The organism is Providencia vermicola (assembly GCF_010748935.1).
In the GTDB taxonomy this organism is placed as follows: Bacteria; Pseudomonadota; Gammaproteobacteria; order Enterobacterales; family Enterobacteriaceae; genus Providencia; species Providencia zhejiangensis.
On record NZ_CP048796.1, the window covers coordinates 1,585,748 to 1,607,054 of the forward strand.

Sequence of the window (21,307 nt, forward strand, 5' to 3'; positions counted from 1 at the left end):
TATTAGAATAAAAATTGGTAAATCAAATAAGCTGCTAATTTTGACGTGTGGTTATCAATATCAAATTCTGGATTACATTCAGCAATGTCAAATACCGCAATTTTTTTGCTCGTTTTAATGACTGAAAATAATTGTTCGAATGTTTCTGTATTAATTCCTCTCGCCGCGGGGGCGCTAACGCCTGGAGCGATTGCCGCAGAAAAAACATCAAGATCAACGGTGACATATAAATAATCGACGCGATTAATAAATTGTTGAACTTGTTCTATGGCTTTAGGTAATTGAGAAGCGGTCAGTGCCTTATCACGAATATATTGGCAACCTAATTTATCCGCCGTATCGAATAACACTTTAGTGTTGCCATGATCGGCAATACCAAGACAGAGATAATGAAAAGGGCGATTATGCTGTTCGCATAATTGTGCCGCTTGTAAAAATGGCGTGCCAGATGTTGCTATTGGCGCTGAACGTAAATCAAAGTGGGCATCAAAATTAATGATGCCAATGGTTTTCGTTGGTTGAGTCTGTTTAACGAAATCAAACAGTCCTTGAAAACTGGCAAATGCCACTTCATGTCCTCCCCCTAAAACAATAGGGGTTTGTTTCGATGATAAAATCGTGATGAGCTCATCCGAAAGACGGCGTTGTGCTGATTCTAATTGGCCATCGTCACAATAGATCGTTCCTGCATCTCGAATCGCTAAAGGTTGATGCAGTGGTAGACCTGCAAGTTGCTGGCGGATAGCATCAGGTCCTGCTTTAGCGCCTAGTCGTCCTTTATTACGTTTAACGCCTTCATCGGAAGCAAAGCCAATTAAAGCAAATTGTGCAGGGGTATTTTTATTCATGACTTGATGGATCCGTAGGTGTTCTTCGGTATCACCATCAGTACGGCCTTGCCAAATAAAAGGTGCTGCCATAATTACTCCAGATTAATGAGTTTGGTCATGTTATGAGCTGCTTTGCAGGTCTCAGCGATAAATTCGTCAATTCGATGAGTTGAACGAAATTCCGGTGCCATTACAGAAACAACTGCAATAACATCATTGCCTTTAAAAATAGGTGCGGATACACCTAAAACGCCTTCATCTATTTCGCCACATGAGATGCCATAGCCTTGCTGGCGTATTTGCATGAGTGAATGTTTTAACTGCTGTATACTGCCGGGTGATTGCAATTGTTCTGTATGGGTTTCAAACACTAATGATTGATATTCTTCGTCGCGAAACGCGAGCAATGTTTTTGCACTCGCCCCTTTGATGAGGGTATTGCCTCGCCCGATGACAAAGGAACAGCGTAGTGCTTGTGAACTCTCTATCATGTCAACACAGATGGTCTCGCACAGATTTGATGTAATAATTGCGACGGTTTCTTGTGTCTTTTTACTCAGTGATAGCAGTTCTATTTTTGATGAATTCATTAACAGGCTGTGGTGATAGTATTTTTCTTGAGTTTTGATACTCTGCGCACCAACAGTATAGGTACCATATTGTTTAGCATAAGTCACAAATTCCCAGTTTATGAGAATGGCGAGTAGTCGATAAACAGTCGAAACAGGAATATTCAATGCCTTGGATATCACTTGTGGAGTGACGGGAACCGCACTAGCAGTGATATAAGATAGAATATTTAATGTTCGGTTAATACTGTTCATGGTATCCCCCTTTTTTTCGAAGTTAGCAGTAAAAATTTTTAGGCTCAAATAATATTCTCATATTGTGAGAATTATTTTGTGAGAAAAGTGTAAATATTGCATTTTAAAATTGTCGTATAATGAAAATTTGAATGATTAAAAAATAATTAGAGTGGTTGAATAACGTGAAAAAAAGTTATCGCAAAGGCGGTTTTACCTTTAAGCAGTTTTTTGTGGGACATGATCGCTGTGCAATGAAAGTTGGAACGGATGGGGTATTACTGGGGGCATGGGCGCCCGTGCAACAGGCAAAAACAGCCTTAGATATTGGTAGTGGCAGTGGCTTAATTGCTTTGATGCTTGCTCAACGAAATCAACAAGTCATTATTGATGCGGTTGAATTGGATAGTGCGGCGGCACAGCAAGCACAAGAAAACTTTATCGAATCTCAATGGCGTGAAAGGTTACAAGTCTTTGCGCAAGATATTGTTGAGTTTTGTACTCAAAGACAACATGACTATGATTTGATCGTCAGTAATCCGCCTTATTTTGAGCCATCTGTGTCATGCAGTAGCGAGCAGCGCGAACAGGCTCGCTATACTGCCACGTTAACTCATCAAACATTATTAGATAGTGCACGGCACTGTTTGGCACCGGATGGCTTATTTTGTCTTGTACTACCTTATGATGTTGGTGAAAAGGTTGAAGCAATGGCGCATAGCGATAACTGGTTTACCGCTTATCGAGTGAATATTCGTGACAAAGCCACGATGCCATTTCACCGCATGCTATTGGGGTTAAAACGAGAGCCTGTGGTAGCGCAAATCACAACGTTAGTATTAAAAGAGGCCGATAATACGATTTATACCGAAGATTTTCAGCGGCTCATACGTGATTTTTATTTGAAATATTAATAGCTAATCCAACGGACTAGCTATTAATTCATGAGATTAAGGTTTGAGGATAGTCGGACCTGAGAGTGGCAATAACGCGGGATAATCTAACGTATAGTGTAAGCCGCGGCTCTCTTTACGTTCCAGCGCACAGCGAACCATCAATTCAGCGACTTGAACTAGGTTTCTAAGCTCTAGTAAGTTATTTGAAATACGGAAATTAGCATAATAGTCATGGATTTCTTGCTGTAATAGATGGATGCGTCGTAAGGCGCGTTCTAAGCGTTTAGTTGTTCGAACGATCCCCATGTAATCCCACATAAACAAACGTAATTCATGCCAATTATGTTGAATGACGACTTGTTCATCTGAATTATGCACACGGCTTTCATCCCACTCAGGGAGTATCGGGATATCATCGACCTGTGAGATCGTTTGATTAATATGCTCCGATGCTGACCAGCCATAAACCAAGCACTCTAAAAGTGAATTGGATGCCATGCGATTAGCCCCGTGCAGTCCTGTATAACTGACTTCTCCAATGGCGTAGAGGTTGGGGATATCGGTCATGCCATTTTGGTCAACCATGACGCCGCCACAGGTGTAATGCGCTGCTGGTACAATAGGGATTGGGTCTTTAGTCAGATCAAGCCCTAAGGTCATTAGTTTTTCATAGATAGTTGGGAAGTGGCTCTGAACAAAGTCCGCGGGTTTGTGGCTAATATCAAGGTACATGCAGTCCGCACCGAGTCGTTTCATTTCATGATCAATGGCTCTTGCAACAATATCCCTTGGTGCCAGTTCACTACGAGGATCATAGTCTGGCATGAATCGACTTCCATCAGGGCGTTTCAAATAAGCGCCTTCTCCACGCAATGCTTCCGTTAATAAAAAATTTCTGGCCTGTGGATGGAACAAGCATGTTGGATGGAATTGATTAAATTCCAAATTTGCCACACGGCAGCCGATGCGCCATGCCATTGCAATACCATCTCCCGATGAAATATCAGGGTTTGTGGTATATTGATAAACTTTCGCTGCACCGCCAGTGGCTAGAATGACGATTTTGGCACGGATCGTTTCGACGTGTTCTTTTTGTCGATTCCAGACATAAGCCCCGACAATACGCGGTTGGCCAGATGTGTCGATTTTATCAGATCGAATAAGATCGACAGCGTTATAACGCTCTTTGACATGAATATTGGGGTGGGAAAAAGCCAGATTGACGAGAGTCGTCTCAACTTCTTTGCCTGTGGCATCGGCATGATGGAGTATTCGGCGATGGCTGTGCCCACCTTCACGGGTAAGATGATACTGTGTTTCACCCGTTTCAGTCACTTCAGTATCAAACAATACGCCTTGATCAATCAACCATTGAACACAGTTTTTGGCATTGGAAGCAATAAATTCGACCGCTTGTGGATCACAAATACCTGCGCCGGCAATTAAGGTATCTTCGACGTGAGACTCTACGCTGTCTGTATTATCAAAAACAGCAGCAATTCCGCCTTGTGCATAGTAAGATGCACCTTCACTGAGCGTGCTTTTGCTTAGGATGGTCACTTGATGAAATGGTGCGAGCCGTAATGCAGCGGAAAGCCCTGCGACACCGCTACCAATAATAAGTATATCAGTGTAATGCTGTGGGTAATCGTTCATAAGTGTTTTGCATGTTGTATATGCTCGCCATCTTTCAAGTTGCAGTATTGTTGGCTAGGATGACTGGTACGAGTCACTGACTGATAGACGCGTCTAGCGGTTCATTGGTTGTTGCCTAGCTGCACCTCGAAGTATTTAGAGTATAGTATCTATTGGAAGTTTCATGTTAGCCTATCAGACTTGGTAATGCTATTTTTGAAGTTGGGCTTACGCTGATTTTATTGACTCACTATTGAGTACTGTTTTACCGTTTTGTATCAGAGGGGATAACACGCAACACGCTTGGTTATCTATCTGAACTTAAAGTGAATTATTGAGGATCGTGTGGATCCTTTATCAGTAAAAACATCTTTTTTTTGTAAGTTTTTTACTATTTTTATGTATTAAATTGAACTTCACTTGTTTTTACTACTCAAAGTAACGCTTGCTTTAGGAAGGGAGACATGATCGAGTTAACAAATTTACAGCCTGATTGCGGGAGATTTTCCCAGGAATGAGCGAGCAACTGACAGACCAGATGTTGGTCGAAAAAGTTCAAAAGGGCGATCAAAAAGCGTTCAATTTACTGGTGGTGAAATACCAGCATAAAGTCGCAAGTTTGGTTTCCCGTTATGTGCCACAAGCGGATGTGCCTGACGTTGCTCAGGAGTCATTCATTAAAGCTTATCGTGCGATTGGCTCGTTTCGTGGTGACAGTGCTTTTTATACTTGGCTATACCGGATTGCGGTTAACACGGCCAAAAATTATTTAGTCGCTCAAGATCGACGCCCTCCCGCGTCGGATCTGGAAGCGAGCGATGCAGAAAATTACGAAACTGCAGGCGCACTGAAAGAAATTTCGAACCCAGAGAACTTAATGTTGTCTGAAGAATTGAAGAAGGTAGTTTTTCGAACGATTGAGTCGTTACCTGAAGATTTAAAAATGGCAATAACACTCAGGGAACTTGATGGTTTAAGCTATGAAGAAATCGCGGAGATTATGGATTGCCCTGTAGGCACTGTGCGCTCCCGTATCTTTAGAGCAAGGGAAGCTATCGATAATAAAGTACAACCGTTGATTCAGCAGCACTAGAAGTTGTTTGTATTCATGTTATTTTTGGAATACAACACCGTGCAATATAGCGAAATCAGGGTATTAAACTGTAATTGTGATGCAATTAACTGAAGGTATTCGGGCATGCAAAGAGAGAAACTTTCCGCAATGATGGATGGCGAAGTTCTAGATGTAGAACTGATTAACGCTATCTCATGTGATTCAACGTTACAAAAACGTTGGGAGAGCTATCATCTTATTCGTGATACTCTGCGTAACGACACCCCTGATGTCATGAATTTTGACATAGCAGGTAAGGTCGCCGCAGCATTAGAGAATGAAGTTGTGCAATTTAATCCTCAGGGAGTTGTTGAGTCACAGCCTGAGCCGGCAACATGGGGAAGTATGCCGTTTTGGCAGAAGGTTCGCCCATGGGCTAGCCAAATCACCCAAATTGGTGTTGCAGCATGTGTGTCTCTTGCCGTCATCGTTGGTGTGCAACAATATAACCAAAGTAACTCCGATGAGTCGATGATTGATGAACCCGTGTTTAACACTATTCCTGTTGGGGCTGGCGCACCTGTAAGCCTAAATTTCTCTGATGGCCAACTTTTTGGTAACGAGCAACAAATGCAACAAGTTGAGCAACAAAATCAGCGTGTTAATGCAATGCTTCAGCAATATGAAATTGAAAGACGCTCCATGCTAAATCAGCAATATCATGAAAATGATGATAAAGCAGCGGTATCGGCTGGAGTTAAACAGCACTAATGAATAAGTGGTTATCCGTCATCTGCCTGGCGGGCAGCCTGATTATTGCTAATCAAGCTTCGGCATCTCAACAAGATGCCGAAGTTCTCTTTAAAGAGATGGGAAGTGCTGCCCAGAATCTTTCCTACGAAATGTCATTCATGTCTTTTAGCCCGAGAAGTATCGTTCCTGTTCGCTACCGCCATGGACTCATCAATAATGTGCCGATATCTCAGATGATCCAAATGGATTCGACGCGGCGTGAGATTGTTCAAAAGGGCGAGCGAATTAGTTATTTCGAACCCGGTTTCGATGCCTTTAGTTTGAATGGCAAACACATTGTCGATAACTTGCCTTCAGTGCTGTTCGCTGATTACGACAAAATTAAGCCATACTATAATTTTATCGATGCAGGACGCACACATATTGGTGATAAGCCGTCGTTAGTTATTCGTATTATCTCTAAAGATAACTCACGCTTTAATTATGTGTTGTTAATTGATGAAGAGAACAAGTTACCCCTACGAGTTGATCTTCTTAATAACAATAATCAAACGTTAGAACAATTTCGCGTGATCTCGACCGTGTTAGATAGTAAAGCGGTGAATGACTCTTTGGTGAACTTAAGTAAAATTAATTTACCACCATTATTAGTCTCTCCTCAAAATACGAGCCCGTCATTTAAATGGCGCGTGGGTTTTTTACCCCCAGGATTTGAAGAAATTTCACGTTCAAAGCGTAGTCTCGCACAGAATGATGAGGTTGAAAGCGCATTATTTAGTGATGGCTTGTTCACCTTTTCTGTGAATGTCACTAAGGCCGAACAAGGGCAACCTTTAGAGCAACCTATTCAAAATGGTCGCCGCACAATTTATACAATGACTCAGAAACAAAATGTGATTACCATAATAGGCGAATTGCCGTTGTTAACGGCACAGCAAGTCGCTGCGAGCATTCGTTTTTAGGAGTAAATGATGGTAAAAGAGTGGGCAACAGTTATTCGTTGGCACCAAGGAAGGGCATTATTGCGTTATGGGGCTTCTTCCGGGTGTGGTAGCTGTAGTGCACGTGGGGCTTGTGGTTCGTATGCATTGAGTAAGATAGGACCAAATACTGAACATCAATTAGAGGTTGAAATACAACAACCTTTAGTTGTGGGGCAGAAAGTTGAAGTCGGTATTCCTGAAGGGAGTTTACTTCGATCTGCGATGTTAGTGTATTTGACACCCTTAATTGGCCTATTTTTCGTTGCAGCGTTAGTACAGTTAGCAGGCTTGGAACAAATTTGGGTCGCGATTTCTGGTGTCATAGGTGGGTTTTTAGGATTCTTTTTGGCCCGAAAAATCGCCTCTTATTGGCGGGATGAGACAGCGTTTCAACCTGTTATCCTACAAATAGGCTTGCCTCCAGAAGAACGCTTAGTTCAAGTTGATTAATCAGTTAAACCACCTGTTATTTGCAGGTGGTTTTGTTTCATTAAAGTACCATTCATTGCCATTATTAGGCTAAAACCCGCATAGTTTACAGTTGTTTTACATTGAACCTTTGTGTTACAGGGATCTTCTATGTAAAATGCAGCTAATTAGCAATCTTGTGATAATCATAGCATTTTAGTTCTGTGATATATTTTTATACAGAGCTGATTTTGTAGGCAATTTAAAAGAAGATATTACCTTGAAAATCAATAACATAAGAAACTTTTCTATCATTGCTCACATTGACCATGGTAAGTCCACGTTATCTGACCGTATTATTCAAATTTGTGGTGGTTTGACGGACAGAGAAATGGCGGCTCAAGTTCTAGACTCCATGGATTTAGAGCGTGAACGCGGAATTACAATTAAAGCGCAAAGTGTGACGCTTGATTATAAGGCCTCCGATGGGGAGACCTATCAGTTAAACTTCATTGATACGCCTGGCCACGTTGACTTCTCTTATGAAGTATCACGTTCGTTAGCCGCTTGTGAAGGCGCACTGTTGGTTGTTGATGCGGGGCAAGGGGTTGAAGCCCAAACACTGGCTAACTGCTATACAGCGATTGAAATGGATCTCGAAGTTGTTCCAGTCTTGAACAAAATCGACTTGCCAGCGGCAGATCCGGAACGCGTAGCGGAAGAGATTGAAGATATTGTGGGCATTGATGCTCATGATGCAGTGCGGTGTTCAGCGAAAACCGGTATCGGCGTGCAAGAGGTTATTGAACGTTTGGTTCAATCAATTCCTGCTCCCGTCGGTGATTCTGAAGCACCTCTGCAAGCCCTGATTATTGATTCATGGTTTGATAACTATTTAGGTGTTGTATCGCTTATCCGTATTAAAAACGGTACCTTGCGTAAGGGCGATAAAATTAAGGTTATGAGTACTGGCCAGGTATATAACGCTGATCGACTCGGTATTTTCACACCTAAACAAATCGACCGTGATTCATTAAGCTGCGGTGAAGTGGGCTGGTTAGTTTGTGCGATTAAAGATATTACCGGTGCACCAGTAGGGGATACGCTCACAGGTGCTCGTCATCCAGCAGAAAAAGCCTTACCTGGATTCAAAAAAGTGAAGCCGCAAGTTTATGCCGGTTTATTCCCAGTCAGTTCAGATGATTATGAAGCATTCCGTGATGCACTGGGCAAACTGAGTTTAAATGATGCTTCATTATTCTATGAGCCAGAAACGTCGAGTGCGCTAGGTTTTGGTTTCCGTTGTGGTTTCCTCGGCTTACTGCATATGGAGATCATCCAAGAGCGTTTAGAGCGTGAATATGATTTAGATCTGATCACCACGGCGCCAACCGTCGTTTATGAAGTTGTACAAACGAACGGTGAGGTTGTGTATGTTGATAGCCCTGCTAAATTGCCACCGCTGAATAACATTGAAGAGCTGCGTGAGCCGATCGCGGAATGTCATATGTTGATGCCGAAAGAGTATCTCGGAAACGTGATTACACTTTGTGTTGAAAAACGCGGCGTTCAGACAAACATGGTCTATCATGGTAATCAGGTATCGCTAACCTATGACATTCCAATGTCAGAAGTTGTGCTAGATTTCTTCGATCGTTTGAAGTCTACCTCCCGAGGTTATGCTTCTTTAGATTATACGTTTAAGCGTTTCCAAGCGTCAGATATGGTGCGTGTGGATGTGATGATTAACGGTGAGCGTGTGGATGCACTGGCATTGATTACTCACCGCGCAAATTCACAGTATCGTGGTCGTGAACTGGTTGAAAAAATGAAGGAGTTGATTCCTCGTCAACAGTTTGATATCGCGATTCAAGCGGCGATCGGTAACCATATTATTGCTCGTTCTACAGTTAAACAATTACGTAAAAACGTGCTTGCTAAGTGTTACGGTGGTGACGTTAGCCGTAAGAAAAAACTGTTACAGAAGCAAAAGGAAGGTAAGAAACGTATGAAGCAAGTCGGTAATGTTGAATTGCCTCAAGAAGCGTTCTTGGCGATATTGCATGTTGGTAAAGACAACTAAAATTACAAGGAGTCTCAATGGCTAACACCTTTGCCTTGATCCTAACACTGGCAACAGTGATTACGGGGATTATCTGGTGTTTAGATCGCTTTAAATTTTCGCCTGCGCGGAAGAAGAAGCTCAAACATATACAGGAAGTGAGTCAAGGCTCATTGACTCAAGACGAGATGGAGAAAGTGGTACGCCGTCCGTCATGGGTCGAAACAGGATCTTCAATTTTTCCTGTTTTAGCAATTGTTTTGGTGGTTCGTTCGTTTATTTACGAACCATTTCAAATTCCATCTGGATCGATGATGCCAACGTTATTAGTTGGGGATTTCATGTTGGTTGAAAAGTTTGCTTATGGGTTGAAAGACCCAATAACGCAAACCACCTTGATTGAAACCGGTAAACCCTCTCGCGGTGATATTGCAGTATTTAAATATCCAAAGGATCCGAGTGTGGACTTTGTTAAACGTGTGATTGGTTTACCCGGCGATAAAATTGTTTATAACCCAGATGCGAAGGAACTGACAATTTATCCGAATTGTGCGGACAATAACTGTACCAAGCAATTGCCAATTAAATATGGCCCATTAGCGCCAAGTGAATGGACAATGTTCTTCAATGTTGATTCTGTCGTTGAGAGCCAAAAAGGGAACTATGAAATCCCCGTTGATCAACCTGTTCCAAGTAATGCATTACGTCAATATCAAAGAAGTGAAAAGCTTGATACTGTCGAGCACCAGATATTGATTATTCGTCAGGCAATAACAGAATCGCGTTATATTCAACCGAATATGCCACCAAATGAATGGATTGTGCCTGAAAAACATTATTTTATGATGGGTGATAACAGGGATAACAGTTCTGATAGCCGTATGTGGGGCTTTGTTCCTGAAGAAAATCTTGTTGGTCGCGCGGTGTTTATTTGGTTAAGCCTCGATAAACAAGAAAACGAGTGGCCTACCGGTATTCGTTTTAGTCGTATTGGACCACTAGGTTCATAATCATGTTATACGGGTTTTCGCACGAAAACCCGTATAAACCGAAGCATTATTGTTTTTCTCAGTGTACAATATAATTTAATTAAATATTTATTGGCTTCTTAATTAACTCCTATAATCATATTAATAGTATTTAGCTATATTTTTAGCTGAAATTTATTATTTAAAATTAAGGATAAAGCGTTAAGAGTCAGTGCAAACGCAACAGTTTTGTTCCTTACAGGTCTGTTGCGTGTGCTTTTTTGTCAATCAGAAAAATGGCTGGGCGCGCATGAACCCCTCTTTACTTGAGCAATTACAACGAAAACTTGGTTACAAGTTTAATCAACACGACCTTTTAATTCAGGCGCTTACACATCGTAGTGCGAGCAGTAAACATAATGAACGCTTAGAATTCCTTGGCGATTCTATTTTAAGTTTTGTTATTGCCAATGATTTATATCATCGATTCCCTAAAGTGGATGAAGGGGATATGAGTCGTATGAGAGCAACGTTAGTTCGTGGAAACACGTTAGCGGAAATTGCTCGTGAATTTGAGCTTGGTGAATGTTTACGTTTAGGACCGGGTGAATTAAAAAGTGGCGGATTCCGCCGTGAATCTATACTCGCAGATACAGTTGAAGCACTGATCGGCGGGATTTTTCTCGATAGTGATATTCAAACGATAGAACGAATTATTCTAGATTGGTATCAAAATAGGTTGAATGAAATCAGCCCGGGCGATAAACAAAAAGACCCGAAAACGAGATTACAAGAATATCTACAGGGGCGTCATTTGCCTTTACCTAATTATATGGTTGTTCAGGTAAAAGGTGAGGCTCATGATCAGGAGTTTACTATCCACTGTCAAGTGAGTGGTATTGAACAGCCTATTCATGGTGTTGGTTCAAGTCGTCGTAAAGCTGAACAAGCCGCTGCGGAGCAAGCATTGAAAATTTTGGAGATTGAATGAGTGAAAAACAACCCCACTGTGGCTTTGTGGCTATTGTTGGGCGACCCAATGTCGGCAAATCAACGTTATTAAACCAGTTGTTAGGGCAAAAAGTTTCGATTACATCGAGAAAGCCCCAAACGACTCGTCACCGTATTATGGGGATCCATACTGAAGAGGAATACCAAATCATCTATGTGGATACTCCAGGGCTGCATATTGAAGAGAAACGGGCAATAAATCGTTTGATGAACCGAGCTGCTTCAAGCTCCATTGGTGATGTTGAGCTGGTTATTTTCGTTGTTGAAGGCACGAACTGGACCGACGATGATGAAATGGTGCTTAATAAGCTAAAAAGTCTACGCTGCCCAGTCATTTTAGCGATCAATAAAATTGATAATGTAACGGATAAAACGGTTCTGTTACCGCATATTAGTTTTGTTAGCCAAAAAATGAACTTTTTGGATGTGGTACCAATTAGTGCAGAAAAAGGCAAAGGTGTTGATACAATTGCAAAAATTGTCAAGCAACACATTCCTGAAGCTGAACACCATTTCCCAGAAGACTATATTACTGATCGTTCTCAACGCTTTATGGCATCGGAAATCATCCGTGAAAAATTAATGCGTTTCTTGGGCGATGAATTACCTTATTCTGTCACTGTTGAAATCGAACAATTCAAAGTTATGGAAAAGGGCGGTTATCATATCAATGGCCTTATTTTGGTTGAACGTGAAGGCCAAAAGAAAATGGTTATTGGGAATAAAGGCAGTAAACTCAAAACGATCGGCACAGAAGCCCGTATCGATATGGAAAGACTGTTTGATACCAAAGTCCATCTTGAACTTTGGGTGAAAGTTAAAGCTGGCTGGGCTGATGATGAACGAGCGCTACGCAGCTTAGGCTATGTTGATGACCTAAAATAATGGGTGAAACGGTGAGTGCGGGCTGGCAACGTGCATTTGTGCTTCATTCTAGGCCTTTCAGTGAAACAAGCCTATTAATTGATTTTTTTACTGAAGGTGAAGGCAAAATTCGACTGTTAGCAAAAGGTGCTCGCCGTAATCGTTCACCGCTGAGGGGCTGCTTGCAGCCCTTTACGCCATTACTTATCCGTTGGGGAGGTAAAGGCGAAATCAAAACGTTAACCCATGCGGATCCGATTTCACTCTCGCTGCCATTATCGGGTACTGTGCTTTATAGCGGTTTATATCTCAATGAGTTAGTTTCGCGCGTCATTGAGTTTGGAACACCGTATTCCGCGTTATTCTTTGACTACCTTTCATGTTTACAATTACTTGCCGCGAGTGAACAAACACCTGAATCGGCATTACGTCAATTTGAATTAGCATTATTATCCTACCTTGGTTATGGAGTTGATTTCCTTCATTGTGCAGGCAGTGGCGAACCCGTTGCAGATACAATGACTTATCGTTATCGCGAAGAAAAAGGGTTTATCGGTAGTTTGGTGATAGATCAATTAAGCTTCACGGGTAGGCAGCTCAAAGCGTTAGCCGCTCGTGAGTTTCCAGACAGTGATACGCTAAAAGCGGCAAAACGTTTTACACGCATGGCGTTAAAGCCTTATTTGGGCGGAAAGCCATTAAAAAGTCGTGAGTTATTTAGGCAATTCGTGAAAGTTCCGCCTACCCATCCCCCTAAAGCCTGATTGAATCTGCACATATCCCGCATTGTGCACCGTTGACTGTTTTACCCTCCAAGTTTTATTCACCGTTATCAAACGATAAGAGATTGTAGAAAAAAACAGCGAAATGTGGAAAGGTACGCGTAGTGATAGAGATTTATTCCCAATAAATATTAAATTGCAGTAGGATAGGGGCATTCGTGCGTATTTGACCGTATCAATTATAGGGAGTGAAAAATGGCTGAGCTTTTGTTAGGTGTCAACATAGATCATATCGCGACAGTGAGAAATGCGCGGGGCACCCAGTATCCTGATCCTGTTCAGGCGGCATTTGTTGCTGAGCAAGCAGGCGCTGATGGCATTACTGTACATTTACGCGAAGACCGTCGTCATATCACTGATAGGGATATTGAATTGCTGAAAGAGACTATCCAAACGCGGATGAATCTTGAAATGGCAGTGACAGAGGAAATGCTGACGATCGCATGCCGTATTAAACCGACCTTTTGTTGTCTTGTACCTGAAAAACGTGAAGAAGTGACCACCGAGGGTGGATTAGATGTGGCGGGCCAATTACCAAAAATCACAGAAGCAGTGAAACGTCTCACTGAAGCAGGTATTCAAGTCTCTCTATTTATCGATGCTGACCACGCACAAATTGATGCAGCCCAAGCCGCAGGCGCGCCATTTATTGAGATTCATACTGGTGCATATGCAGATGCAAAAACAGAGCAAGAACAGGAAATTGAGTATCGTCGTATTCGTGATGGCGTAACTTACGCGGCGAATAAAGGTTTAAAAGTTAATGCGGGTCATGGGTTAACCTATCATAATGTTCAACGCATCGCGTTATTGCCTGAAATTTATGAACTGAATATCGGACATGCGATCATTGGTCGAGCATTGTTCAGTGGATTAGCCGATGCAGTATCCGATATGAAGAAATTACTACGAGAAGCGCGTGACTAATGGCAATTATCGGTCTAGGTACAGATATTGTCGAAGTTGCTCGGATTGAAGGTGTCATTAAGCGTTCGGCCGATAGCTTGGCTAAGCGTATATTAACCGAAAATGAATTTAAGCAATTTCAGCAACAAGCTCAACCAGCGCGTTTTCTGGCAAAGCGCTTTGCGGTTAAAGAAGCGGCGGCTAAAGCTTTAGGTACTGGCATTCGTAATGGCTTGGCATTTAATCAATTTGAAGTCAGCAATGATGCCCTAGGCAAGCCACAACTTACATTGCTCGGAGAGGCGAATCAGTTGGCTCAACGAATGAAAGTGACGCATATCCATGTTTCTATTACCGATGAGCGTCATTATGCCGTGGCGACGGTGATCATTGAAAGTTTGTCGTGATAATCGTTTAAACGCCATTTTGATAAATGGAATTCTCAGGCGGTAATCGCGATTCAAAACAGGATGCCTCGCCGTTTACGGCGGGGTATCTCATTTCGTCATAGTCATAGGTTGGTTTATTAGCGACGAACGGCAAAACGTATAAACTGATTAAATCTTATCAGCGTGATGGATCATCACAAATTTATCCCACAGTTGTTCTTGGGTTTCGATATGCTGGGGGTCGGTAATAATAGTATTAGTGATAGGACAAACGGACTGACAGGTCGGTTTATCATAATGGCCAACACACTCAGTACAGAGATCTGTGTCGATCTCGTAGATTTCATCGCCCATATAGATTGCATCATTAGGACATTCAGGCTCACACATATCGCAATTGATGCATTTTTTGGTAATTAATAGTGCCATATCAATAGGTTATATATTATTCAGTTAAAGTCAGTGAGTGATATTATTTCAGTATTCGTTATTTTTGGCGATGAGCTGCCATTTAATACCGTCTATTTTACATTGTAAAACCTAAATTCATAACACAAAACCGCAACGCATATTCTTTTTATCGATTCAAAAACAGTGAATGTGTGAGCTTTATACTTAATGTGTTGATATAAATAGGTAATCTCATGCCGACTATCGTATCACAAAAGGGCAAAAGCCCCGATTCTGATGATCATACTGACGCTTTATCGTATTGAGAATTACCTAAGTTATACACATAACTCACTGTCGTATAAGCATTTTAAAATAGCTCAATAAGCCGCGTCGATGACATGGCGAAAAAGCGCTCAATTTCCTATCAATCAACTCTCTCTTTCGCCGAAGAGGTTCCTATCAAATTTTTCCATTATTGTAGCGATCTATCTGGCAGTACTTATGACGACCTTGTGTTTTTCTCTTTGTATCCTTTCAAGATTATTGCGACCCAAAATAACGTGGCGAACCCCGAATATAAAAAGCCTCGCGTGTTCCCGTCATTGATCGGGGCGAGGCTTTTGACTGGGGCTTTGTACTCCATAACATGTTGTTACCATCTGGCAGAATACGCCCCTACTGGGGGGATCTTGACCATTAGGAGACGTCAATGTATAAGCAATACCACCGATTTTTGGTTCATTTTCATGTACTTTACTTATGACTCGCGAGTTTATACTGTTCGCGTTTAATTTGCATAAAGCAAAAGTCAGAGCGTCGTTCGCTCCATATTTGGTTATCTCGTGATCGGGATAATCTATGGGCTTGTGACCAAGCTTTAGAAGCCTCAAAATATTTCTTTGCCTGTTCAAGACGAATCGCATCCCGAGCCGCGCGGAAATACAACGGGCTATCGTTGTTTATGAATGTCATATAGGATTCTCAAAGATGAAATTGATATGGATAGATTAAAGTGAAGATAAAGTGTGTTGTTCAACCAACGCATTAGATTGCGTAACCGTTGGGCGGCATAGGAGCCAATGTCATTGTAGTCAGCGGGACAATTTAATCCTTCCTGTAGTGATAGGCCTCAAAGCCTCCGGCATTAAGCGGAAGGTCTAAGGCCCATTCGGGGTTGGTGGCAAGTAATTTGGATAAGTGTTCATGGTTGAATGCAGGGGTATCGAGTGCCTCGGTCAACACCTCATCGTGAATGGTGAGTACAATGTCATAACCGTGATCTTCAATAATTGGCATGTTACTGGCGAGAATATCACGGGCAGCGGCTTGGGTTACGTTTTCTACCAATTTCCCGCCATAGGTTTTCAAACGTTGCCATTTGCGGTTATAAGGATTAATCCCCATATAGCTGATTTGGCCGTTATCATGACGTGGGGCGGGGTAGCAAACCGCGCGGCCTGACGGTAAAACAATACGTAGCCATGCTTTATCCCGTCTAATTTTAAGCTTACGACATGGAAAGGTTACCCTTGGTGAAGCAATCGCCCGACGCACGGTATTTTCCAATTCATACCAGAAAGAGACCGTTTCGGGGTGTGCATTGCGCCACATGCGCTTAAGTGAGTCACAGGTGATAAATACGGTTTCACTGAGACCATAGGTTTTTTGGGTTTCCACCGATTTTCTATACCAACTGATCGCCTCGTGTTTCACTTTGGGTGGAATGTTAGGCAATGCCGCTTCAGCCAGTTCCTCTAAATTCAGACCATAGGTGAGGGCAAATGTTAAGAATGCGGCGACTCCTCCCCCGTAACCTAAGCCGAGTTCCATCACTTTACCGATTTGGCGCATATCTTTATTAACCTCTTCTGGACTGATATTGAATGCGCGCGCGTAAGCCAATTTATAGAGATCAGCGCCGATACCCCTGTCGAATTCGCTAAACGCGTTAATCTTCCACGCTTCACCGGCTAACCAAGCGAGCATACGGCCCTCAATATTGGAAAGGTCGGATACTACAAGCTTTTTACCTTCAGGTGCTATAATGCAACCGCGCAAAGCTGAGCTGGTCAGTTGCATAATGTCATCGTAAATGAGGTCGGCACATCCTGCTTTTAACGCTTCAATACCGTTATCAATGGTCTCTTGGTCAAGTGTTGGCCTTGGTAAATTTTGTGGCTGAAATAATCGACCCGCCCAACGCCCCGTGCGTGAAGCACCACAAAATTGCAATGTTCCACGTAAACGACCGTCTGAGCTTACGCCATTGATCAGCGCTTTGTATTTACTGGTGCTGGTGCTACTGGCTTGTAATCGAATGGCTAACAATTCACGTAGAGATAAGGGAATATCAGGATCGTTAATGCGACGTTCTAATGTGCTTTTTTGCATATCAGGCAAATCAACACCAAAAGCGGCAGAGATATGTTTTAGTAGGGCATCACGCTGAGTTGCCGCCTGAACTTCATTATCTGTCAGTTTTTGGGTGAGTTGGGCTAAACGTTTTTGTTCAACTTCAACCGCTTTAATCGCGGAGGCGGCTAATTGAATATCCATACACACCCCGCGATCGTTAATTCGTTGGTCACGATGCCAGTGTTTTAATTCACTGTCGCGGTAGTTCCAATTTGGCAAACGTTGGTGCACTTCGCGCATGGCTTCGATATCTCGCCCTGCATAGGCCACAAAACGCTTCCACTCTTCGGGATGGGTTTTGCTTGTTGCGCGGCGTAATGCTGAGTTGTTAGGTCGAGGCTTACAAAATAGCTGTATTAATGCTTTACCTTCTTGGTCTTTGGCTTTATCCAAAGGCACACCAAGCACGTCACATAACGCCCCTAAAGCACCGGGTAAACCGTGCGCGAGTGCTTGTACCATCGTATCACGCCAACGACTAACATCTATTTTGATACCACTATGGTTGAGCATGGTGCGGTCAAAATGGCTGTTATGTGCATAAATTATAGTGTTAGGGTCTGTTAACGCTTGCTGTAATTCAGTAGGCATAGAGGATTTATGCGTAATATCCCAAACGTTAACTGAATCGTTGTTTAACGCCCAAGCAAAAAGCATAATTTCAACGGTTTCTGCGTAAGAATGCGTACCGTATTGAATTGGCTTTTCACTGAATGTTTCGAGGTCTAGCCAGAGTGTATTTTTCATAATTTATAGGAGGTAATGTATGAGTAATAGTAGGGATAGATTGGCACTCGGTATTGCAATTTTATCACTAGCGGTATCTGCCGTGGCTGTTTACCTTACTTATTCAGGAAATAAAAGTCAGGAAGCTAACTTTATTCGTGCGGTTCAGCCTCGTATTTCTATTGTTCCCCAAGCGGATCCTAATAATAACGGGATAGGTTTTTATTTTTATAATGATGGTCCTGGCGTTGGCTATATTGAAAATTTAATAGTTATTGATAAAAACGGTCAGAAATTTGATTTATCTGATACCAGCGAAAAAAGTCCCTCTATAGCGTTAGCGGATATAATTGAATTCAATCAAACTTGTTTAAGGATGGGGTACCCTAAAAAAGGAAATTCGTTAGCAGTAGATAAAATGGAGCCGTTAATTGCGATTAGTACCCCAATTACCAGAATAGATTGTGCTAAATATTTAAATGAAATGGCTCGATACACAAAAAATAAAACATATAACTTTCAAGTTGAAATAATTTACCTTTCAAGTTATGGGAAGAAATACGAATATTCCTTCCCGTCAAATATAACAAGAGAACTAGATTAGTGATTCTTCCTCTTCGGCGACGCTTAAGTCGTCGAAGTCATCTTCACTCGCGACACGGGCACCTGCGAAAGCGTCACCATCACGGAAGAACTGAACACCACCAAGTGAGGCGGAAATACCCTTGCCTTGGTTGTCATAGGCAAAAATGGTGATGGTTGCGTTAACATAACAACCGGAGTAAGGGCGATGATCTTGTGTTGTTAACGGAGTGCGGTCACGGTCAATAACCAGCGGTCGCACTTTATTGCTCGCACTGATGTACATATGATCTGCATAACCGTCATACTCAATCTTTTCATCACCATCACGGAAGTTAAAACGTTTAGAATTACCACGAATTGATTTGAGAATAGCACTGGCTTTTGCCCCCCATTTTGCGGTAGCGGCTTGTTTAATCGCGCTTTCAATCGCTTCGATTAAATCAGTACGGTTTTTCGGGATGAGAAACGTTCCGCGGAATTTATAATCACCTTGCCCGTTAACTTGGGTTGCTTCAAATAAATCAGGGAATGCCAAACGGACGTTGGATAATTTAACTTTCATATTGGGGACCTTTAATTAAATGGGATCAGCGATAAGTGATTTTTCGGTCACATTATCAAAATCATTTTTAGGATTCATAATGAGGGCTGCGGGGAATACAACCACAGGCTTACCTTCAGCTCAGCGAATGAGTGCCGCGAGTTTTGTCTAGCGATGAGGGTTAACTTGCTTAACCAATTTTCGGTTTTGTCAATTTTAGCTTGGCTACCCCATTTATTCGTGACTAGCTTTAAGCCTTATATTGTGTGGCTTGTATAGAATAGTTCTTTCCTACGGCGAGTTACCAAACGGTGTTAACATGCGGGCTTATTGCCTCGGCTATTTCAGCATTAACTTATGGGCTATCTGTTTTATTTAACGGATATGACCTAGCCCTGAGCTATTTTCTTATCGATTTTGTAAAACAGATTCAACCAGCGTATGAGCGACGGTACTTGCTAAAGTCCATTCAGGTTTCGTATTGAGTACCGTTAATTCTAAGGATAAGTTCCTGCTGCATATCAGGGAGTTAACTTTCTAAGGCTTTTTTCGCCAGCGCAACCACTTCGGCTAATTTATCTTCGGGCACTTGACCTAATTTTTTAGCACCAAACTGAGTAAGAATTTCAACCGCGTTATTGCGATAGCCGCCTTTTGCTAACTGCAAAATGAGTTTTTCAGCTTGCTCAAACAGCACTTTAGGGTCGGTATCTTCTGGCGTTTTGCTCGTGACCTTACCGGCCCTGAGAAGTTCGATAGCAAATTCGCGACGTTCAGTAATACCGACGATATCAGACCAATGGCGTAGCATTTCCAAACACAGGTCGTGGATGGTGTTATTTGGTAAGTTGGTGACTTCCTCTAAATTCACTAGCGCCATATAGAGGGCATCGGCTTGGGTATTTCGATGTTTACCCGTAGCAGCTATGGTTGCATTGACTTTATCAAGTTGTTCAGTCGTGAGTTCGTCAAAGTTACCGTTAAATAATACCGCTAAGACAGCGAGTTGCTCTAAATTGAGGGTATGAATATCAATCGGGTTAATGACAGAGTGTGTGTCTATTTTAGCAGTTTCTTTTTTACTGATTGTTTTTGTTTCAGCTTTGCTCAGTTGAGATTCTGCATCTAGTGTTAATGTGGTATGAGGCTGTGCGACTGCGCCTGATTGCATTGTGGCAATTAATTGGCGCATGACTTCGGTGTTTTCTTTAATTGCTAGTTCGAGACTCATTTTGATACCTCAAAGATATAAGGTGATAGGGAAGGTGGTGTTAGGATTTTGTTTAAGAGCTTTACGTTTTTGTTGATAACGTAAACGGCGAACGTTGTTATTCATCGGAAATTTATCCGATGGCAAAATTTTGGCTTTTTTCATTGAATGATTTCCGAGGAATAATAAAGAATTATTTTTTAAATATTAGGTGGAGTATTTTTGATGATCATTGACAATACTCCTTTGCGTTATCATTAAACACAAATACTGATATACTCCATTTCACTTAAATAAATGGATTATGATTGTGAAATTACTTACTGCTGCTGCGATCTTGTTCTCAGCATCTGGCATGGCTACAAATCAGTGCAAGCCGGATGATGTTTGTATTGTATTTAGGCCAGACTCTATAGAAGAGAAGGGCTTCTCTGTTGAGTGTGAAAATATTTACTTGGCTGAGTTAAAAGATGACTTGTACGACAGCAAGAAATTGATTGTAAAAATGACAAACCCCATAGACATAAAAAATAAATCGTCACTAACCGGCTATAGTTTTGGGGTTATCAATATCCTTAACCATAACTATGGCGGAGCAAGAATTGACATTAGCCTTTCAGATAATATTTATTTATCCATAGATGAATCTCAAGTCAATGCCGCAAATGCACTAATAAGTTGCGTTGATTCGCTTAAAGCTAAGTAGTTAACTACCATTTTTAACTAAACACGATGCTAGCTGTTATATTTCACGCCGCAGAAAGGGCAGAACGAGAATGTAACGGGGAAATCCTGCCTAGTCATGCGAGCTTTTGGTGTGCCGTCCTTCTTGAATTCTTGATAACTGATACTGTATTCAATGAAATAATTAACTGACATGATGCCGCTAGACATAAACAAGCCCGACTGTTTCCACCCAGCGGATCGTAGGTTTGCGTCTTCTGGACGTTTTGCTTTGATGCGACTTTCCATGTCCTTGCCTAGTTTCGTAAAGCATTCACACATATCTCCATCGCCTGCCTATTAATCAACTCATTATAGGCCACTCATTGAATGGCCTATAATGAGTGGTTTTGCGTTTGTACAACGCCTT

Annotated in this window: 24 protein-coding genes; 14 read left to right on the forward strand and 10 right to left on the reverse strand. The window is 42.0% G+C overall.

The features are described from left to right. Nucleotides 1-2: 2 nt before the first annotated feature. Nucleotides 3-920 carry a formimidoylglutamase gene (gene hutG, locus G3341_RS06985; RefSeq protein ID WP_154624297.1) on the reverse strand — a complete coding sequence of 306 codons (918 nt, stop codon included), beginning with the start codon at nt 918-920 and terminating at the stop codon, nt 3-5. Nucleotides 921-922: 2 nt separating this feature from the next. Further along, complete coding sequence (locus G3341_RS06990; RefSeq protein WP_154624298.1) at nt 923-1,654, reverse strand: IclR family transcriptional regulator; 732 nt, start codon at nt 1,652-1,654, stop codon at nt 923-925. Between the two features lie 164 nt (nt 1,655-1,818). On the opposite strand from G3341_RS06990, the gene trmN reads away from it, so the two are divergent. Next, nucleotides 1,819-2,547, forward strand: a complete 729-nt coding sequence (gene trmN / locus G3341_RS06995) for a tRNA(1)(Val) (adenine(37)-N(6))-methyltransferase TrmN (protein ID WP_163861007.1) — start codon at nt 1,819-1,821, stop codon at nt 2,545-2,547. Between the two features lie 36 nt (nt 2,548-2,583). On the opposite strand, the gene nadB is transcribed toward trmN, so the two are convergent. After that, complete coding sequence (gene nadB / locus G3341_RS07000; RefSeq protein ID WP_163861008.1) at nt 2,584-4,185, reverse strand: L-aspartate oxidase; 1,602 nt, start codon at nt 4,183-4,185, stop codon at nt 2,584-2,586. A gap of 493 nt (nt 4,186-4,678) precedes the next feature. Here nadB and rpoE point away from each other — a divergent pair, with 493 nt between their 5' ends. From rpoE to acpS, 11 genes are all read left to right on the forward strand, one after another. Then, complete coding sequence (gene rpoE, locus G3341_RS07005) at nt 4,679-5,257, forward strand: RNA polymerase sigma factor RpoE (RefSeq protein ID WP_154624301.1); 579 nt, start codon at nt 4,679-4,681, stop codon at nt 5,255-5,257. 105 nt (nt 5,258-5,362) lie between these two features. Then, nucleotides 5,363-5,989, forward strand: a complete 627-nt coding sequence (gene rseA, locus G3341_RS07010) for an anti-sigma-E factor RseA (RefSeq protein ID WP_154624302.1) — start codon at nt 5,363-5,365, stop codon at nt 5,987-5,989. Continuing rightward, entirely contained in the window at nt 5,989-6,933 is a 945-nt protein-coding gene (gene rseB / locus G3341_RS07015; protein ID WP_154624303.1) for a sigma-E factor regulatory protein RseB, read from the forward strand. Before rseA ends, rseB begins: the two co-directional genes overlap by 1 nt. A gap of 9 nt (nt 6,934-6,942) precedes the next feature. Further along, entirely contained in the window at nt 6,943-7,404 is a 462-nt protein-coding gene (gene rseC / locus G3341_RS07020; RefSeq protein ID WP_154624308.1) for a SoxR-reducing system protein RseC, read from the forward strand. A 244-nt stretch (nt 7,405-7,648) separates the two neighbouring features. Beyond that, on the forward strand, nt 7,649-9,445 hold the full coding sequence (lepA, locus tag G3341_RS07025) for a translation elongation factor 4 (protein WP_163863540.1): 1,797 nt from the start codon (nt 7,649-7,651) through the stop codon (nt 9,443-9,445). 17 nt (nt 9,446-9,462) lie between these two features. Further along, nucleotides 9,463-10,434 carry a signal peptidase I gene (lepB, locus tag G3341_RS07030; RefSeq protein ID WP_154624305.1) on the forward strand — a complete coding sequence of 324 codons (972 nt, stop codon included), beginning with the start codon at nt 9,463-9,465 and terminating at the stop codon, nt 10,432-10,434. A 268-nt stretch (nt 10,435-10,702) separates the two neighbouring features. Further along, nucleotides 10,703-11,383 (forward strand): ribonuclease III, encoded by a 681-nt coding sequence (gene rnc, locus G3341_RS07035; RefSeq protein WP_154622128.1) that lies wholly within the window; start codon nt 10,703-10,705, stop codon nt 11,381-11,383. Beyond that, the gene (era, locus tag G3341_RS07040; protein WP_154622129.1) at nt 11,380-12,288 is read left to right on the forward strand and encodes a GTPase Era; all 909 of its coding nucleotides are present in this window, start codon (nt 11,380-11,382) and stop codon (nt 12,286-12,288) included. Before rnc ends, era begins: the two co-directional genes overlap by 4 nt. Then, a complete protein-coding gene (recO, locus tag G3341_RS07045) occupies nt 12,288-13,031 on the forward strand; it encodes a DNA repair protein RecO (RefSeq protein WP_154622130.1) in 744 nt (247 codons plus the stop codon). Before era ends, recO begins: the two co-directional genes overlap by 1 nt. Nucleotides 13,032-13,244: 213 nt before the next feature. Continuing rightward, nucleotides 13,245-13,976, forward strand: coding sequence for a pyridoxine 5'-phosphate synthase (gene pdxJ / locus G3341_RS07050; RefSeq protein WP_154622131.1), 732 nt, complete (start codon nt 13,245-13,247; stop codon nt 13,974-13,976). Then, nucleotides 13,976-14,362, forward strand: a complete 387-nt coding sequence (acpS, locus tag G3341_RS07055; protein WP_154622132.1) for a holo-ACP synthase — start codon at nt 13,976-13,978, stop codon at nt 14,360-14,362. Before pdxJ ends, acpS begins: the two co-directional genes overlap by 1 nt. Before the next feature lie 150 nt (nt 14,363-14,512). Here acpS and G3341_RS07060 read toward each other — a convergent pair whose 3' ends face one another. The 3 genes from G3341_RS07060 to G3341_RS07070 all read right to left on the reverse strand — a co-directional run bounded on the left by G3341_RS07060 (nt 14,513) and on the right by G3341_RS07070 (nt 17,899). Further along, a complete protein-coding gene (locus tag G3341_RS07060; protein ID WP_154622133.1) occupies nt 14,513-14,773 on the reverse strand; it encodes a YfhL family 4Fe-4S dicluster ferredoxin in 261 nt (86 codons plus the stop codon). 717 nt (nt 14,774-15,490) lie between these two features. Further along, nucleotides 15,491-15,709: an ANR family transcriptional regulator gene (locus G3341_RS07065; protein WP_154622134.1), complete on the reverse strand. Its 219-nt coding sequence runs from the start codon at nt 15,707-15,709 to the stop codon at nt 15,491-15,493. 132 nt (nt 15,710-15,841) lie between these two features. Continuing rightward, entirely contained in the window at nt 15,842-17,899 is a 2,058-nt protein-coding gene (locus G3341_RS07070; protein ID WP_163861009.1) for a DNA polymerase, read from the reverse strand. A gap of 19 nt (nt 17,900-17,918) precedes the next feature. Here G3341_RS07070 and G3341_RS07075 point away from each other — a divergent pair, with 19 nt between their 5' ends. Further along, entirely contained in the window at nt 17,919-18,482 is a 564-nt protein-coding gene (locus G3341_RS07075; RefSeq protein WP_154635753.1) for a hypothetical protein, read from the forward strand. Here the strand turns inward: G3341_RS07075 and G3341_RS07080 are convergent. The 3 genes from G3341_RS07080 to G3341_RS20860 all read right to left on the reverse strand — a co-directional run bounded on the left by G3341_RS07080 (nt 18,474) and on the right by G3341_RS20860 (nt 20,379). Continuing rightward, nucleotides 18,474-19,025, reverse strand: coding sequence for a DUF2815 family protein (locus tag G3341_RS07080; protein WP_163861010.1), 552 nt, complete (start codon nt 19,023-19,025; stop codon nt 18,474-18,476). The two genes, G3341_RS07075 and G3341_RS07080, sit on opposite strands and share 9 nt — an antisense overlap. Before the next feature lie 508 nt (nt 19,026-19,533). Continuing rightward, nucleotides 19,534-20,235, reverse strand: coding sequence for a hypothetical protein (locus tag G3341_RS07085; protein ID WP_163861011.1), 702 nt, complete (start codon nt 20,233-20,235; stop codon nt 19,534-19,536). Nucleotides 20,236-20,244: 9 nt separating this feature from the next. Then, on the reverse strand, nt 20,245-20,379 hold the full coding sequence (locus G3341_RS20860) for a hypothetical protein (RefSeq protein WP_276123071.1): 135 nt from the start codon (nt 20,377-20,379) through the stop codon (nt 20,245-20,247). A 145-nt stretch (nt 20,380-20,524) separates the two neighbouring features. Between G3341_RS20860 and G3341_RS07090 the strand changes: the two genes are divergently transcribed. Next, a complete protein-coding gene (locus tag G3341_RS07090; RefSeq protein ID WP_154621888.1) occupies nt 20,525-20,920 on the forward strand; it encodes a hypothetical protein in 396 nt (131 codons plus the stop codon). 29 nt (nt 20,921-20,949) lie between these two features. Here the strand turns inward: G3341_RS07090 and G3341_RS07095 are convergent, their stop codons facing one another. Then, the gene (locus G3341_RS07095) at nt 20,950-21,186 is read right to left on the reverse strand and encodes a hypothetical protein (RefSeq protein WP_163861012.1); all 237 of its coding nucleotides are present in this window, start codon (nt 21,184-21,186) and stop codon (nt 20,950-20,952) included. Nucleotides 21,187-21,307 lie beyond the last annotated feature (121 nt).

Bases quoted from the DNA above. Each gene is read 5' to 3' on its own strand.
- G3341_RS07070 (WP_163861009.1), bottom strand. From the start codon at position 17,899: ATGAAAAATACACTCTGGCTAGACCTCGAAACATTCAGTGAAAAGCCA.
- G3341_RS20860 (WP_276123071.1), bottom strand. From the start codon at position 20,379: ATGAAAAAAGCCAAAATTTTGCCATCGGATAAATTTCCGATGAATAAC.
- G3341_RS07075 (WP_154635753.1), top strand. From the start codon at position 17,919: ATGAGTAATAGTAGGGATAGATTGGCACTCGGTATTGCAATTTTATCA.
- nadB (WP_163861008.1), bottom strand. From the start codon at position 4,185: ATGAACGATTACCCACAGCATTACACTGATATACTTATTATTGGTAGC.
- G3341_RS07060 (WP_154622133.1), bottom strand. From the start codon at position 14,773: ATGGCACTATTAATTACCAAAAAATGCATCAATTGCGATATGTGTGAG.
- G3341_RS07080 (WP_163861010.1), bottom strand. From the start codon at position 19,025: ATGAAAGTTAAATTATCCAACGTCCGTTTGGCATTCCCTGATTTATTT.
- lepB (WP_154624305.1), top strand. From the start codon at position 9,463: ATGGCTAACACCTTTGCCTTGATCCTAACACTGGCAACAGTGATTACG.
- G3341_RS07085 (WP_163861011.1), bottom strand. From the start codon at position 20,235: ATGAGTCTCGAACTAGCAATTAAAGAAAACACCGAAGTCATGCGCCAA.
- rseA (WP_154624302.1), top strand. From the start codon at position 5,363: ATGCAAAGAGAGAAACTTTCCGCAATGATGGATGGCGAAGTTCTAGAT.
- rpoE (WP_154624301.1), top strand. From the start codon at position 4,679: ATGAGCGAGCAACTGACAGACCAGATGTTGGTCGAAAAAGTTCAAAAG.
- recO (WP_154622130.1), top strand. From the start codon at position 12,288: ATGGGTGAAACGGTGAGTGCGGGCTGGCAACGTGCATTTGTGCTTCAT.
- acpS (WP_154622132.1), top strand. From the start codon at position 13,976: ATGGCAATTATCGGTCTAGGTACAGATATTGTCGAAGTTGCTCGGATT.
- hutG (WP_154624297.1), bottom strand. From the start codon at position 920: ATGGCAGCACCTTTTATTTGGCAAGGCCGTACTGATGGTGATACCGAA.
- rseC (WP_154624308.1), top strand. From the start codon at position 6,943: ATGGTAAAAGAGTGGGCAACAGTTATTCGTTGGCACCAAGGAAGGGCA.
- pdxJ (WP_154622131.1), top strand. From the start codon at position 13,245: ATGGCTGAGCTTTTGTTAGGTGTCAACATAGATCATATCGCGACAGTG.
- era (WP_154622129.1), top strand. From the start codon at position 11,380: ATGAGTGAAAAACAACCCCACTGTGGCTTTGTGGCTATTGTTGGGCGA.
- rnc (WP_154622128.1), top strand. From the start codon at position 10,703: ATGAACCCCTCTTTACTTGAGCAATTACAACGAAAACTTGGTTACAAG.
- G3341_RS06990 (WP_154624298.1), bottom strand. From the start codon at position 1,654: ATGAACAGTATTAACCGAACATTAAATATTCTATCTTATATCACTGCT.
- rseB (WP_154624303.1), top strand. From the start codon at position 5,989: ATGAATAAGTGGTTATCCGTCATCTGCCTGGCGGGCAGCCTGATTATT.
- G3341_RS07095 (WP_163861012.1), bottom strand. From the start codon at position 21,186: ATGGAAAGTCGCATCAAAGCAAAACGTCCAGAAGACGCAAACCTACGA.
- G3341_RS07065 (WP_154622134.1), bottom strand. From the start codon at position 15,709: ATGACATTCATAAACAACGATAGCCCGTTGTATTTCCGCGCGGCTCGG.